At 33.4% G+C, this 13,907-nt stretch carries 14 protein-coding genes, 1 tRNA gene and 1 other RNA gene; 9 read left to right on the top strand and 7 right to left on the bottom strand.

Features of this window, described 5'->3' with window-relative positions; genetic code table 11:
* Positions 1-28: 28 nt before the first annotated feature.
* From CCY98_RS01335 to CCY98_RS01310, 6 genes are all read right to left on the bottom strand, one after another.
* Positions 29-1,258, bottom strand: a complete 1,230-nt coding sequence (locus CCY98_RS01335; RefSeq protein WP_112056804.1) for a peptidoglycan DD-metalloendopeptidase family protein — start codon at positions 1,256-1,258, stop codon at positions 29-31.
* Between the two features lies 1 nt (position 1,259).
* A complete protein-coding gene (locus CCY98_RS01330) occupies positions 1,260-2,066 on the bottom strand; it encodes an FtsX-like permease family protein (RefSeq protein ID WP_112056803.1) in 807 nt (268 codons plus the stop codon).
* A complete protein-coding gene (locus CCY98_RS01325) occupies positions 2,053-2,721 on the bottom strand; it encodes an ABC transporter ATP-binding protein (protein WP_112056802.1) in 669 nt (222 codons plus the stop codon). The genes CCY98_RS01330 and CCY98_RS01325 overlap by 14 nt, the downstream gene beginning before the upstream one ends.
* A complete protein-coding gene (gene trmB / locus CCY98_RS01320; protein ID WP_112056801.1) occupies positions 2,721-3,953 on the bottom strand; it encodes a tRNA (guanosine(46)-N7)-methyltransferase TrmB in 1,233 nt (410 codons plus the stop codon). The genes CCY98_RS01325 and trmB overlap by 1 nt, the downstream gene beginning before the upstream one ends.
* Entirely contained in the window at positions 3,953-5,218 is a 1,266-nt protein-coding gene (locus CCY98_RS01315) for a fibronectin type III domain-containing protein (protein ID WP_112056800.1), read from the bottom strand. The genes trmB and CCY98_RS01315 overlap by 1 nt, the downstream gene beginning before the upstream one ends.
* A 100-nt stretch (positions 5,219-5,318) precedes the next feature.
* The gene (locus CCY98_RS01310) at positions 5,319-6,335 is read right to left on the bottom strand and encodes an RluA family pseudouridine synthase (protein WP_242099391.1); all 1,017 of its coding nucleotides are present in this window, start codon (positions 6,333-6,335) and stop codon (positions 5,319-5,321) included.
* 94 nt (positions 6,336-6,429) lie between these two features.
* Here CCY98_RS01310 and CCY98_RS01305 point away from each other — a divergent pair, with 94 nt between their 5' ends.
* The 9 genes from CCY98_RS01305 (at position 6,430) to CCY98_RS01265 (ending at position 13,401) form a co-directional block, all read left to right on the top strand.
* The gene (locus tag CCY98_RS01305; RefSeq protein ID WP_112056799.1) at positions 6,430-7,548 is read left to right on the top strand and encodes an FtsW/RodA/SpoVE family cell cycle protein; all 1,119 of its coding nucleotides are present in this window, start codon (positions 6,430-6,432) and stop codon (positions 7,546-7,548) included.
* A tRNA-Ile gene (locus CCY98_RS01300) sits at positions 7,539-7,615 on the top strand. The genes CCY98_RS01305 and CCY98_RS01300 overlap by 10 nt, the downstream gene beginning before the upstream one ends.
* Before the next feature lie 31 nt (positions 7,616-7,646).
* The gene (locus CCY98_RS01295) at positions 7,647-7,868 is read left to right on the top strand and encodes a cation transporter (protein WP_112056798.1); all 222 of its coding nucleotides are present in this window, start codon (positions 7,647-7,649) and stop codon (positions 7,866-7,868) included.
* 15 nt (positions 7,869-7,883) lie between these two features.
* Positions 7,884-8,711 carry a DnaJ domain-containing protein gene (locus CCY98_RS01290; protein WP_112056797.1) on the top strand — a complete coding sequence of 276 codons (828 nt, stop codon included), beginning with the start codon at positions 7,884-7,886 and terminating at the stop codon, positions 8,709-8,711.
* Positions 8,701-10,617 (top strand): invasion protein CiaB, encoded by a 1,917-nt coding sequence (ciaB, locus tag CCY98_RS01285; RefSeq protein WP_112056796.1) that lies wholly within the window; start codon positions 8,701-8,703, stop codon positions 10,615-10,617. The genes CCY98_RS01290 and ciaB overlap by 11 nt, the downstream gene beginning before the upstream one ends.
* A complete protein-coding gene (locus CCY98_RS01280; RefSeq protein WP_112056795.1) occupies positions 10,601-11,428 on the top strand; it encodes a protein-glutamate O-methyltransferase CheR in 828 nt (275 codons plus the stop codon). The genes ciaB and CCY98_RS01280 overlap by 17 nt, the downstream gene beginning before the upstream one ends.
* Before the next feature lies 1 nt (position 11,429).
* The gene (locus tag CCY98_RS01275; RefSeq protein ID WP_112056794.1) at positions 11,430-12,083 is read left to right on the top strand and encodes a CheB methylesterase domain-containing protein; all 654 of its coding nucleotides are present in this window, start codon (positions 11,430-11,432) and stop codon (positions 12,081-12,083) included.
* Positions 12,083-12,670, top strand: a complete 588-nt coding sequence (locus CCY98_RS01270) for a YigZ family protein (RefSeq protein ID WP_112056793.1) — start codon at positions 12,083-12,085, stop codon at positions 12,668-12,670. The genes CCY98_RS01275 and CCY98_RS01270 overlap by 1 nt, the downstream gene beginning before the upstream one ends.
* The gene (locus CCY98_RS01265; RefSeq protein WP_258437817.1) at positions 12,667-13,401 is read left to right on the top strand and encodes a hypothetical protein; all 735 of its coding nucleotides are present in this window, start codon (positions 12,667-12,669) and stop codon (positions 13,399-13,401) included. Before CCY98_RS01270 ends, CCY98_RS01265 begins: the two co-directional genes overlap by 4 nt.
* Before the next feature lie 54 nt (positions 13,402-13,455).
* On the opposite strand, the gene ssrA is transcribed toward CCY98_RS01265, so the two are convergent.
* Positions 13,456-13,827: a transfer-messenger RNA gene (ssrA, locus tag CCY98_RS01260) on the bottom strand.
* Positions 13,828-13,907: the final 80 nt, after the last annotated feature.

Here is a 13,907-nt window from a genome sequence, read left to right as displayed (position 1 = left end):
GATATTTTACAAAAAAATGTAGCAAAAATTATAAATTTTTTTCAGAAATTAATTCTAAAGGATCGATATGTTTGTCTTTTAAGGTTACTTCAAATTTTAATGCATTATTAATTCTTCCTATGGTGTAACCTTTTTTGACAATGCTCCCTGGTTTGATGGTGGGGGCGATTTTATCAAGTTGGGCATAAATAGTGTGCATATTATTTTGATGTTCAATAATAATAACTTTTTTGAGAATTGGAGTGTCTTTAGCAAAGATAACTTTCCCATCTAAAACACTTTTGACTTTATCATCTCCGGTGCTGATAAGAGTAATAGATTCATTAAAAACTTTCATTTTATATACAGGATCATAGTAGGGACCAAAACGCTTATCAATCTTGAAATTATCCAGAGGCGCAATGGTTTTAGCGCCTTTATATTTGGTAGTGCTAATGTTGTGGTAGGAGCTAGCAACTTGTCGCACATCAAAATCACTTTGAGTGCTTTTGGGGGTTGTGGTATTTTCGGTTTTTGCCAATTCTTCTCGTTTTTTGCGTTTTTCTTCTTCTTGACTTTTTAGGATATTAAGTTGCACTAGAATCTCTTGCAAACTATCACGCTCTTTGGTAATTTGCTGAAGCTCTTGATTGTATTTGTCAATTTCTTTCTGGTAAGCATTAAGCGCCTTTTTTTGTTTGGCTTGGAGATCTTTTAGATTAGCTCTTTTTTTGTTTTCTGAATCAATGAAACTTTGTAGTTGTGCGATTTCTTTTTGCAAAGTTTTTAGGTCTTGTATGATTTGGGTTTGTTGTTGGCTTAGATTGGCAAGTTCTTTTTTGGTGGTGTTATTTAAAACTTTAAAACTCTCTTCTGTGATTAAATCCCTAATTGATTCTGGTTGAAAATCATTAAGTAAAATTGCAAAGGAGATATCTTTGGCCACCAAATCAATAATGGCAAGCTCAATGTCTTTGCGTTTTTGGTAGAGTGATTCTTGATTAGATGAAAGCGTTTTAATAAGGGTTTCCTTCTTGGAATATTCTTGTTTATTTTTAGAAATATTTTTTTCGCTTTCTTTGATGATATTTTCTATGGTGCTAAGTTCTTCTTTTTGTTTATTGATTTCTTTGCCTAATTCTTGGAGTTTTTGATTGACTTGTGCTTCTTTTTTCTTTTGATTTTCTAAGGCAGTTTTGTTCTTTGAGATTTTTTGATTGATTTCTTGGTTAGCTTGGAGTTGAATTAAACACAAAAAAACAAAAAACAATCGCAACATACTAGTCCTTTTGCTGTAAGCTTACAATCCAAACAGCGATTAATGAGACACTTAAGCCAACAAGCAATAAAATAACAGAATCATAAAAGGGCGAAAAGATTGCAGAATCTAGTCCTAATTCTTGCATAAAAATAAGTAAAGTTGGGTTTTGAGAGAGATAAAATAATCCAACACAAACCAAAGCAGTGGCGATAATGGTATCCAAACAAGCAAGACGAAAAAGGATTTGCGAACGCATCCACAAAGGTGCGCCAAGTAGAGTCATAATTTCCATTCTCTCTAAATGTTGGAATTTCCAAATTTCAATTTGCTTAAACATTAAAAGTAGGCTAATAAGTGCAATTAAGCCTGAAAAAATTATCACGCTACTATTGATGATTAAAAGGAGTTGGTAAATTTGACTATGGCTTTTTGTAAAAGTTTCTATGCGTATGATTTCATCAATGGATTTTAAGGTTTTTTCAATAACCTCTAAGCGAGAAGTGCTAGGATAAGAATCAAGATTCAAAGAATAGAAATAAGGCAGAGTATTTTTTAAAACAATAAGATTAGCTTGACTGATATTGTCTTTTAGGCGTTCTAAAATAACTTTTGAATCAATAGGAGCCAGAGTTTTGGCTTCAGAGATTTTTTCTTTTAAATCCTGTAGTTTTAATTCCTTGTTTGAAGCAAGAACAATGGCGTAGTTTTTTCCTAGTTTGCTTTCATAGTCGCTAAGAGTTCTATTAACAAGCAAAATACTCTCTAAAGCAAAAAGAAGGGCAACTAATGGAATAATTAGCGAGAGATGATTTTTAAGAGAGTTCATAAATCACTCCTTCTTCAATATGTAAATGGCGGTATCTAATGCCAAATGCTTCTGGGATTCGGTGTGTTACAACCACAATTGTGATTCCTAACTGCTCATTTACACCCTTTAATAAACTCCAAATAACTTCACTGGAATAATCATCAAGATTTCCAGTTGGCTCATCTGCAAGAATTAGAAGTGGATTGTGCGAAAGTGCTCTTGCCATTGCCACTCTTTGCTGTTCTCCACCGCTTAGTTCTAGTGGATATTTATTGCCTTTGTGTGAAAGTTTGATGTGGGCGAGTAATCGATCGGTTTGGGCTTTGCATGATTCTTTGGTGAAACCTCCAATAATCATTGGCAACATTACATTTTTTTCAACATTGAAGTCTTTGATGAGTTTATAGTCTTGAAAGATAATTCCAAGGTGGCGGCGTAGAGTTTCTATATTTTTTTTTCCGGCTTTAAACATTTCCATTCCACATACTTCTAGAGAGCCGCTTTTAAGAGGTAAGTCTCCATAAATGGAGCGAATCAAGGTGCTTTTACCACTTCCGCTAGGACCACTTATAAAAACAAATTCTTGGGGAAAAATATTAAAACTAGCATTTTTAATAATCATTTCATCTTTATAGCCTAGGTTAATTCCTTCTGCTTTGATAATTGCATCCATTATTGTTTAGTTTCCTTTATAAAATGGGTTTCTAAAAGCCCCTTTAAGAGCTGATGGGCTTGATGATTAATTTGCGTGGGGAGTGGATTTTCCCTAAAATAGTGCAAGGAGGAATCTTCTAAAATATAGCGCGTTTCTGGATAGTTAAAATCCCCAAAAGAGACTTTAAATAATTTATGACTTGGAGAGAGTAGAAGATCTTCTAGATGTAAAAAATAGTCTTCTTTGATAATTTTAATTGGTTTAAAAGGGATTTGAATATGGCTTTTGTTTGGAAAATCAAAGTTGTAATCTAGTGAGATTTGGGGGCTATTTTGAGTGGCAAAAAGCTCTAAATTATAAATATCCTTTTTTTGTTTAAGCCATCTTGCTTCATATTTACTAATGATAGCTTCTTGGGAGTTTTTGCTATACTCTAGAGTAAAGTTGGGATTAGCAAATGCCAAATCCTTTGCGTAGTTAAAATACTCCAAACTATCGGTGCGCAATTGCAAATGACCTTGCGCTACTAGAACTCTTGAGGATTGGGAGAGAAAAGGTGCGCTAAAGATTCTTCTATGGGGTTTTTTATCCCAAGGCACAGGAAAATGCACAAAGATTTTTTCAAGCACATTAGAGGGAAGAAGCTCTAAAAAAATACGCGCATCATAAGCTAGAATTAAAATATTTTTTAAATTAGAGAGTTCAATTTGTCGTGCAACTTGCTCTAAAGAAGGATAATGGATTTCTAATCCAATATGAAGTATTTGTGGGTGTTGTTTGGCATTATATAAAAGATGTCTTCCGCTACCAAAACCAATTTCAAGCCATATTTTTGGGTTTTTTAAATCTTGATTTGTAAGCAATGAATCAAAGTCTAGGAAATCTTCAATATGCTTAATAAAGGGAAGTTTATTGGTGTGGAGTGTATTTTTGCTATATAGATTGTGGGTGTTAAGTGAATTTTGATAGGTTGCTAGGATTTCTAGGGATTTTTTGATAATGCCAATGGGTGCGATTTTTGAGTTTTTATCGCACTTAACAATAGTTTCTTGCTCATTTTTTTTGATTTCTAGAAAAAAATCTTTATTTTTAAGATGAGAATCTTTTGGGGTAAAATGCACTTGCAATAGAGAAAAATTAGGCTGATTGACTGAAGTAAAAAGCTCTAAAAATGAGAACTTCCCCTCCTTAGTTGTTAGAGAAAAGGGAAGGCTTGGGAGAGCTAGGGAGTTAGTTTTAAAGTGCGGCATTATTGTGCAGGTAAGAAAAGCATAATTTCTTGTGTTTGTTTTGATTCTAAGCCATTGGCATCAACAGCGCTAACACGATAGTAATATTTTTCTCCCGGAGTAACTTCACGATCAATAAATTCCGGTGTTAAGACTTTGTTGTAACGCAAAGTTTCTCCAAAGAAACGCGAATCTTTTTTATAAACAATATATTCTGTAGCACGATCATCTTGAGGCATCCATCGTAAAACCGCAGAATTACCTTCAATTTGCGCATAAGTAATCACTGGAGTGCTTGGAATCCCTAAGGTCATACCCATAATGGGACCAACTTCAAGACTTTCAATGCCATCTTTATCAGTAGCAGTGATTTTATAGTAATATTGTTTTCCATCATCTTTGATGGCATCTTGATAAGAATTGGTGCTGTTTGGGAGAGTAGCAAGTTTACTAAAAAAGCTTGATTCGAAGTTGGATCGGAAAAGAGTGTATTGGGTTACTTCTGGGTTTGGATGAAGATCCCATTTGAGCATAATTTGCTTTGGAACATTGGTAGTGGCAGTAAAGTTTGAAATTAGAGTTGGTTTAGGCTTGGTAGCAGCTTTAACGCTTTTAGAAGGGAGTGAATAGGTTTTATTAGCATTGTAAGCAAAAACACGATATTCATAAGAAGTGTTGTCTTCAAGTCCTGTATCAAGGTATTCTACAAGCAAACGACTATTAATATTTGCTAATTCACTCCATTGTCCATTTGTCTTTTTTTTCTCAATCACATAACCGATTACGCGAGTATCTTGGTGAGGATTCCAAATAATCTTGACTTTGCGCGGGTAATTACTGATGGCTTCAATATAATTAATAGCTTCAATAAATTGTGTTTTTGCGCTAATAGGGGCTGAGAATTGTGAAATATTTTTTTGTGCATCAAAAGAAGCGAATTGATAGAAGTATTCAGTGTTTGATTCAAGCTTGTTGTCCGCATAATGCGTAATAAAACGAGAATCTAAAGTGGCAATTTTGCTAAAGCTTTGCTCACTTGGTTTTTTGCGATAGATATAATACCCTGCAATTTCTGGATTTTGGATAAGATTCCATTCAAAAGCAATGGTATTAACATCGCTAAGTGTGCGGATATTACTAGGAGGAGTGATATTTGGATTAATTGAAGGGGTGGAGCCAAAATTAAGATTTGAGCTACTACAAGCACTAAAGAATACAAGAGTAAAAAAGAGCAGAATCTTTGCCCATAATGAATCAAGCTTAGAAAAATAGGATAAATTAACCATATAAAAACCCTTTGAAAATTATCTATTTATGTCAAGTTTATTTGAAAGGTGCCTATCATAGCATAAAAAAGCAAAAAAATACATTATATTTCAAGAGGGGTTAGGAATTTGAGAAACTTGAATGATAAAGTTGATCAAGTGGAATTTTGAAGTTTTTTTTGAAATATTCAAGATTTTGCGTTGGATAAAATTCTTGGTGCAAAAATAATAGCATATCTTCCCAAAAGGGAGCATAGATTTCTAGGCGTTGTTTGGTAGTGGGGTGTGTGAGATAGAGTAGGTGAGAATGTAGCAGTATTCTAGTGGTGTAATTTCCCTTGTAGCCATAAAAAGCATCGCCCAAAATGTGTCGTTGTATTTTGCTAAGGTGTGCACGGATTTGATGTGTCCTTCCACTAAAAAGCTTGGCACCAATTAACTCTATCTTATTGTTGTTGATTATTTTATAAAAAGCGGTTTTTGCTTCTTTACTAAGGGGAGTGTTTTTTGTAGTGGGGATGTATTTAAGTCGATTTCTAGGGTGTCTTATAAGGGGGGTATCAATAAGAATATTTTGCTTAAGGGGTGAATCAATCACGCAAAGATAATAACGACCCATTTCCCTGCTTTTGAGCTGTTGGCTTAGAATTTCGTGGGCGTGATTATTTTTGGCAATCACAATTGCGCCACTTGTAGTTTTATCAAGGCGATGTATAATGCCTTGTCTGCAAGAATCTCCTAGATTAGAGAGTGGAAAATTATTTTCTTGCAACCAATCTTGCAGTGTGTATTGAGAATCTTCTTGATGAGTTTGATGAACGATTAGGTTAATGGGCTTATTAAGGATTAGTAAGTCCTCGTCCTCATATAAAATAGGAATATTAAGATTGCTTGGTTTTATTTTTGCTTGTTTATTAGTTAGAGTCAGAGTGATTTGATCGTTATAATTAAGGGAAGTGCCATTTTTTTGAATAAAAATTCCATTGAGGGTGATTTGTTTTTCCTGGATTATTTTACTAATTTGATTTCGCGATAATCCTAGCTTCTGTGCAAGAAATTTATCAAGTCGCATTTTTGATTCTTCTTGTTGGACATAAAATGTTAATGAATCGTGCTTGTTTTGTTTGTTTATTTGCAATTTTTACTCTCTCTTTTTATTAGAAATTATGCTAAAATTAAAGCTTTAATTTAATAGCTTATCATCATAATTTTTAAAGAAATGGATTTGACTTTTGAGATTTAATAGGAATATTTTATCATCTTTTGATTTTACTTTACCTTTATTAGTGATCCCACTTGTAATGTTATCGTGGTTTTTAATTAATGAAAATAATGCTTTTTTGGGTGATAAAGTTTTGGTTTATGTGTTTATTGGAGTTTTGGTATTTGCAGTAACTTTTTTATTGCCTATTAAGCGTATGTCGTGGGCGATTGTGATATTTTATTGGGTTAATATTGTTTTGCTTGTAGCGGTAGATTTTTTTGGTGATGTGCGACTTGGTGCGCAAAGGTGGCTTGAGATTCCTTTTGTGCATTTTACTTTTCAGCCCTCTGAGACAATGAAACCTGCTTTGATTTTGATGTTAGCGCATTTAATTGCGAAGAATCCCCCCAAGGGAGATGGTTATAGGATTTTTAGTTTTCTTAAGTTTTCTTGTTATATTTTATTGCCTTTTGTGTTGATTTTAAAACAGCCAGATTTGGGGACTGCACTTGTGCTTTTGATTATGGGTTTTGGAGTTTTGTTTTTGATTGGAGTGAATTATAAAATATGGCTTACTTTGCTTGTTGGGATGTGTTTGCTTTCGCCTATTTTATACGCAAATTTGCACGATTATCAAAAAAAGCGTATTGAAGATTTTATCTCTAAAGAACCAGATTATCAGGTAAGACAATCTATTATCGCAGTTGGGGCAGGTGGGCTTGATGGCAAAGAAAAGGAAGAAGCCACGCAGACGATTTATCGTTTTTTGCCTATTGCTACAAGTGATTTTATTTTTCCTTATTTTGCAGAGCGCTTTGGATTTGTTGGAATTATAGGGTTGTTTATTTTGTATGCGTTTCTTATTTTTCATATTTTTAGTATGGGGAGCATTGATGTTAAGGATTATTTTTTAAGAGTTATTGCTTATTGTGCAGGTCTGCTTGTTTTTATTTATTCGGGTGTAAATATAGCAATGACAATTGGCTTGGCGCCAGTTGTGGGTATTCCATTACCACTTTTTAGTTATGGTGGGAGTAGTTTTATTACTTTTATGATACTTTTTGGGCTTTTAGAACATTTACTTGCTTTTAAGAATAATTTTGTATATAATTACGCTTCCAAAAATTTTTTAAAGAAGGGTCCTTAGCTCAGATGGTTAGAGCACTCGGCTCATAACCGATTGGTCATAGGTTCAAGTCCTATAGGACCCACCACTTACTATCTTTCATTCTTTAGGAATACTTTATGAAAATCCAATGTATTAATATTAAATGTCAAGGTTGTGTTAATAAGATTCAAGAATCTTTAGGACAAAAATATCCTAGCTTAAAAGTTGATATCCCCTCTCAAAGCGTAGAAGTTGAAGCTAATGAAGAAGGGATTAAAGAAATTAAAGCTAAATTACAAGAATTAGGATTCTTAGCTGCTGAAGGAATAATGGGGAAACTAAAAGGATTTTTTAAATAATTTTTAAGGGGTAAAATGGAAATTTTATTATTAATTACTATTGTTATTATTGCAGTTGCGTTTATTAATTTTAAAGATTATTTATCCAATCCTCATAAGCGCCCACAAATACAAGATTCTAACTATAATTTTAAGGAAGAGTTCCAAAATTATGAAGATCCCTATAAAGCTTTAAGCAAAGAAGAAAAGATTAAAAAAAGCGAATATGGGATTATGGTTAGCTTGATGTCTAAATTAGCACAAAGCGATGGAAAGATTTGTGAATTAGAAGAAGAGTTAATGGAAAGTACAATTGAAGATATTGCTCAAGCAATTCTTTTGCAAAGCGCAATGAACCAAAAGCAAGAAATTTTAGAGATTCTGCATACTATTTTTAAAAATACCGCAGAAGATGTTGAAACATTGAGTTTGGCTTATGCAGAACTTACCAAGGGGCAATATAAAACTCGTTTGAAACTTGTAGAATATTTGTTGAGTTTGGCTTATGCTGATAGGGTTTTGGGTGAAAAAGAGCGTGAGGTTATTTTAGATGTTGCTGCTTACTTGGAAATTCAAAATGATGATTTTAATGCTTTGTATGATTCTTTTGTAGAATTTTATTCTAGGGAAATGGCATATCAAGACTATAAAGAAGCTTGTGCTACTTTGGGTGTTAGCGAAGATTCAGATATGGAGACTATCAAAAGGGCTTATAAGGATTTAGTGCGTCAATATCATCCTGATATTTTGCACCATAAGGGATTAGAAGAATCAATTATTAAAACCTACACCGAAAAACTACAAAAAATCAATGCAGCTTATGAAGTGGTTAAGAATCATAAAAGAGAGCAAGATGGAGAATAAGATTCTTTTAGATATTGCTAGGCTTTATCGCTATTTAGAGGAAGAAAATAAAAAAACTAATGCTTTGTATGAAAATATTAAAAGTAATGTTCCAGAATTTCTAAAACCAGTTTTTGAAAAACTGCCCAATAATCAAGAAGTTTTGTTAGCACTCATTGATAGAGTTGTAGCCCTAAAAGAAGGCGCTTTGTTAAATATTTTAAATAAACTTCAATTCAAGGAAGAGGATATTTTAGAAGTTCGTGCCTTAATGTTGCATATCACAGAAAATTTTTATGTAAAAAAACATCAAAAACTTTTGGAATTTGTTAGAAATGAGAATCTTTTAACACCTTTTTTACGAGAATTATTAGTAAGCGTTCATCAAGTGGGTTTGGTTTTTAATAGTTTTTTTGCAAATTGGCAAGAAAAACTAATTTTAGGAATCAATAAAGATTTGAGTCAAAAATTCAATGATAATTTGCCTAGTATTCTTGAGGCTTTAAAGAGCGCTGAGGAAGTTTCACAAAATGGCGAAGTAAGCGATAGAAGCTACTCGGTGCCTGTATTAAAAGAAAATGCCTATCAAGCCATCGCTTATGCAGATTTTTTTAAAGAGGATTTTGAGTTATTTCAAACTACTTTTGAAAAAATGCTTTTAAGTCTTGAGCTCATTCCTGAAGTTTGCCCAAAATTTGAACAAAAAGATTCTTATCTTGCATATTTTAAAACACTACAAAAAGCTTTGATGGAAAAAGATACCGCAAAACTCTTAGAATCTTGGCGTGATGTGGATAGGGCTTGGATGAAAATCACAACGCCATTGCAAGTGGGGCATCCTTTGGAGTATTATGAAGATCATTATAGAAGAGCAGTGGCGCCAGAGTGGGATTTAAGAATCGCTAGAATCTATGAGGGAAAAGATTTACTTGATTTGGCTTCTACTAGTGAAGTCAATAAAGAGGCTTTTGTGGAATTTTATTCTCAATATACAGCAAAAATGCCACAAACTTCATATAAAGAAGAAATTGATTTTTGCGTTCAAGAATCTTTGGCAAAAACGCAAAGTTATGGCGGGCAGCCTTTGTTGTTTTATGGTGCAGAGCTAAATGGTTTGTTTAGTGCGCAAGTTGTGCCAAATGATGAGAGTGTGAGCTCTAAATATGGCAAAAAGATTTTTTATTTTCCAGATAGAGTATGGGAGATTTCTTGTGCTAAGCCTTTTATGCTTTTAAGCCGTAAAACTTTTCCTGAAGAGTTTTTGGATTTTAATCGCGAGATGCTTTATTATCGCAAAGAAGATTGGTATAAAGTTTATGAGATTTCTACTATAGGACATGAGTTTGGACATATTTTGTGGGTTAGCTTGGATAGTGAATTGCAAATTAATAGAAGTGGTCAATTTAAGAATATTGAAGAGTTTAAAGCTACAATGGGTGGTTTAGCCTATTATTTTGTTGCTAAGAATCAACCATTACTAAAAGAACTTGTGTTTAATACTATTTCAAGGGCTGTTGGATTAATGGCTTGGAAAAAAGAGGGTGAAGTGTTGCCTTATTATTGTGAGGGATTGATACACCTTGATATTCTCTTTAGCGCTGGAATTTTGGAATATGTTGGAAATTTTGAATCGGTGGCTTTAGAGATTCATGAGGAAAAAATACCACAATTGATTGAAAAGTATTTGCAAACTTACGATGAGCTTATTGAGATTTATTTAAATAAAGCAGATGCGCTAGAGTTTCTCTCAAGGTATGCTCTAAAGGATAAAGAGGGGTATTTTATGCCCTTAAGGAAAGAGGTATGTGCTTTTGTGAGAGATTATTATGAACAATATAATGCCATAGGGCAAGTGGTTGATACTTTAAGCGTAGCTAAGTGGAAAGAAAATTATTTAAAAGGTAAGAAACTTGCCACTCATCAGTAGCAATGAAATCGATAAAGCACGAGATTTAATCTATGAGATGGCTGGGATTTATTTGCCAAGCAATAAAGATTCTACAATAAAAAATCGCCTTGATAAATTGGCGCGTGATTTAGGAATAGATGATTTTGATAATTTTTTTATACAGCTTAAGAGTGGGCGATTTAAGCAGGAATTTATCAATAGTTTTACCACTAACAAAACAGATTTTTTTCGCGAGGGGTTCCATTTTTTGGATATGATTAATCGAATCTTGCCCCATCGATTTAAAGAAAGTGAACCTATTAAGGTGTATTGCTCGGCAAGCTCTACTGGAGAAGAGCCTTATTCTATTGCTGCAACTTTGCTTTATGCAAAAGAAATTTATCATTCCAAAACCCCTATAAGTTTATTAGCTACAGATATTGATACTTCAGTTTTGGAGTTTGCTAAAAGAGGTAAATATATCGTGGATACTTTTTTAAATCCACTTCCAACTTGGTTGGAGTTAAAAGATTTTTTTGATATGACGCCAAAAAGTCAAAGAGAAATCTTAATGGACGCTAAGTCAAGCTTAAAAAATATTATTAAATTTAAACAACATAATTTGTATGCCAAGACTTATCCTTTTGGGAAAAATGAATTTGATATTATTTTTTGTCGTAATGTTTTGATTTATTTTAAAGTGAGCGATCAAGAGGAGATTTTGCAAAAGCTTTTTAATTGTTTGAAAGTTGGTGGAACTCTTTATTTGGGTCATTCTGAAAGTATTTTAGGATTGGCTTCTAAAGTTGATCGTTTAGGGCAGAATACCTTTATTAAAATAAAGGACTAATGTGATTAATCATAATGAAAAATATCATCCCGATTTAATCTTAAAGTCTAATCCTTGCAGGAGCGAAGGGAAAAAGCTTATTGCTATTGGGGCAAGCACGGGCGGGGTGGAAGCGATTTCTAAGATTATTCAAAGGCTTCCGCCTAATTTACCACCTATTGTTATTACTCAGCATATTCCCGAAGGCTTTTCAACTTCCTTTGCTAATCGTCTTAATCGCCTTGCGGTCATTGATGTTTTTGAAGCAAATGAAAAAATGCATTTGCATAATTCTTGTGCTTACCTTGCACCGGGTGGAAAACATTTACTTTTGGATAAGGTAGGCAATGATTATTTTATCAAAAGCGTTGATGGAGAGAGGATTTCTCGCCATAAACCAAGTGTAGATGTGATGTTTCGCAGTGTTAATAATGTTGTTGGTAAAAATGCTTTGGCAATTATTATGACAGGAATGGGCGATGATGGTAGCATTGGAATTAAAGAACTTTATGACAATGGAGCTTACACGATTGCACAAGATGAAAGTAGTTGTGTAGTTTTTGGAATGCCTAAACAAGCAATTGCTAGAGGAGCAGTGTGTGAAGTGGTTAGTTTAGATGAGATTCCAGAGAGGATTATACAATTTTCACAAGGGAATCTTAAAAGAGGGAAGTAGTGGATTTGTATTATCCAACTGAAGTTGCTCAAAGCATTTTTGAGGCTAAAGGTTCGCAATTTCTCTCTTTTCTTATTCCTATTGAGTGTTTTGAAGAATTTTTAAACGAAGCAAGAGTCAAACACACAAAAGCAGTGCATTTTGTAACAGCAAGCCGATATTTCAATGCACAATCTCAAATTGTTGAATCTTTTAGTGATGATGGTGAGCCAAAAGGCACTTCAGGTATGCCAACTTTAAAGGTGCTAAGAGGATATGATTTGATAGAATGTGCATTGCTTAGTGTGCGGTATTTTGGCGGAACATTGCTTGGAACAGGCGGATTGGTGCGCGCTTATACCCAAGGGGCAAAAGGAGCTATTTTGCAAGCACAAGAGCAGAATATTCTTAAAGCCTATATTCCACAATCCAAAGAAACACTTTTTGTTTCTTTTTCGCTACTAGCGCAAGTGGAATATTTGGCTAAGAAAATGGAAGTCAAAATTCTTAAAAAAGAGTTTTTGGATAAAGGTGTAAAATTAGATATTCAAGCACATAAAGATTATTTGAGTGCTTTTGTGTTGAAAGTGAAGAGTTTAAACTTTTGATATTTGTTAGATTAATTCTTATTTTATTTTGTAATGTTATGCTCTTTGGAGTGGAAGAAACGGCAATATCTAACTATCTTCGTAAAGAGATTCATCATCAAAATCCTTTGAATAATTATAAGAAATTTGGTGATATGTTTGGAGTCCCTTTGCCTGTAATTGAAGAGAAAATACCAAAGCACTACAAACAGCCTTTTTATAAAGAAAAAGAAGAAGTAAAGAGCCTTATTGATGAAAATGCTGAATGGGATGCTTATAGCTTGAGTAATAAGGTTTTTAATTCAACTCTAAAAGCAGCTTCTCCTATTTTTAGTGAGCAGCTAAATAATGTAGCAGGGATTTATATACCCAAGGTGGAATTTAAAGTTAATCTTAATTCTTATTTTACGCGTGATGATCAAAATATAGGTGGAGATTTTAATCTGAATTTGCCGATTTTAGAATATGAAGATTTTTCTTTGCTTTTAGTGGGTGGATTCTCCAGAGATCCTCAAACACTTAATTGGGGTGAAAAATATGGAATAAAACATCAAGTTGAAAATGTTTTGTTGCAAAATCTAGTTTTAATGCAATCTGTGGTGCAGAATAATGAAGTTGTTAATGAGCAAACTTGGAATTATGGTGTAGAGTATTCACCTTTCAAATCTATTAAGCTTTTTTTACAAAGAGAGAATAATAGAATTCAAGAAGATAATACAAAAGCAGGAATACGATATAGATTTTTGTTTTGATTCTTTAATGATTTTTTAAGTGATTTAAGACTCTTGTGGGAAATAAAGATAAAATGGTGGAGCTGTGGGGAATCAAACCCCAGTCCGAAAACTAGACCAACACAGCTGATATACATACTTCCTTGGGTTTAGAATCTTTCTTGTCTATAAAAACTCCCAAAAATCTATAAACAAGGCAACCTATTTAGCTTAAGTTTTACTCTAGGTAGATAAAACCGCATCTAGCAGAAATGATGCTTTTAGAAAATAGCTAGAATCTTAACTAAAAACAGCTCCAAAAGAGTTAATAAACTTACGCGACTTTAGCGTAAGCAGGAGCGTAATTTGAATTGTTTGCGTTTATATTTAAGAGCCAGTTTTACGACTTAGCACAAGTCGGTATGCAACTAGAGCCATCTAACTCCCGTCGAAATTCATGTCAGCCCCAAATCCTGAAATTTTAATGATATTTTAATTAAATGTCAAGTTTTTATCAAAGAAAAATTAATGTGAAAATATAGTAGAAT

This window comes from Helicobacter sp. 11-8110, assembly GCF_003288905.1.
Taxonomy (GTDB): domain Bacteria; phylum Campylobacterota; class Campylobacteria; order Campylobacterales; family Helicobacteraceae; genus Helicobacter_D; species Helicobacter_D colisuis.
Note: the sequence above shows the minus strand (reverse complement) of the source record. Positions and strands in the feature narration are given on the sequence as shown.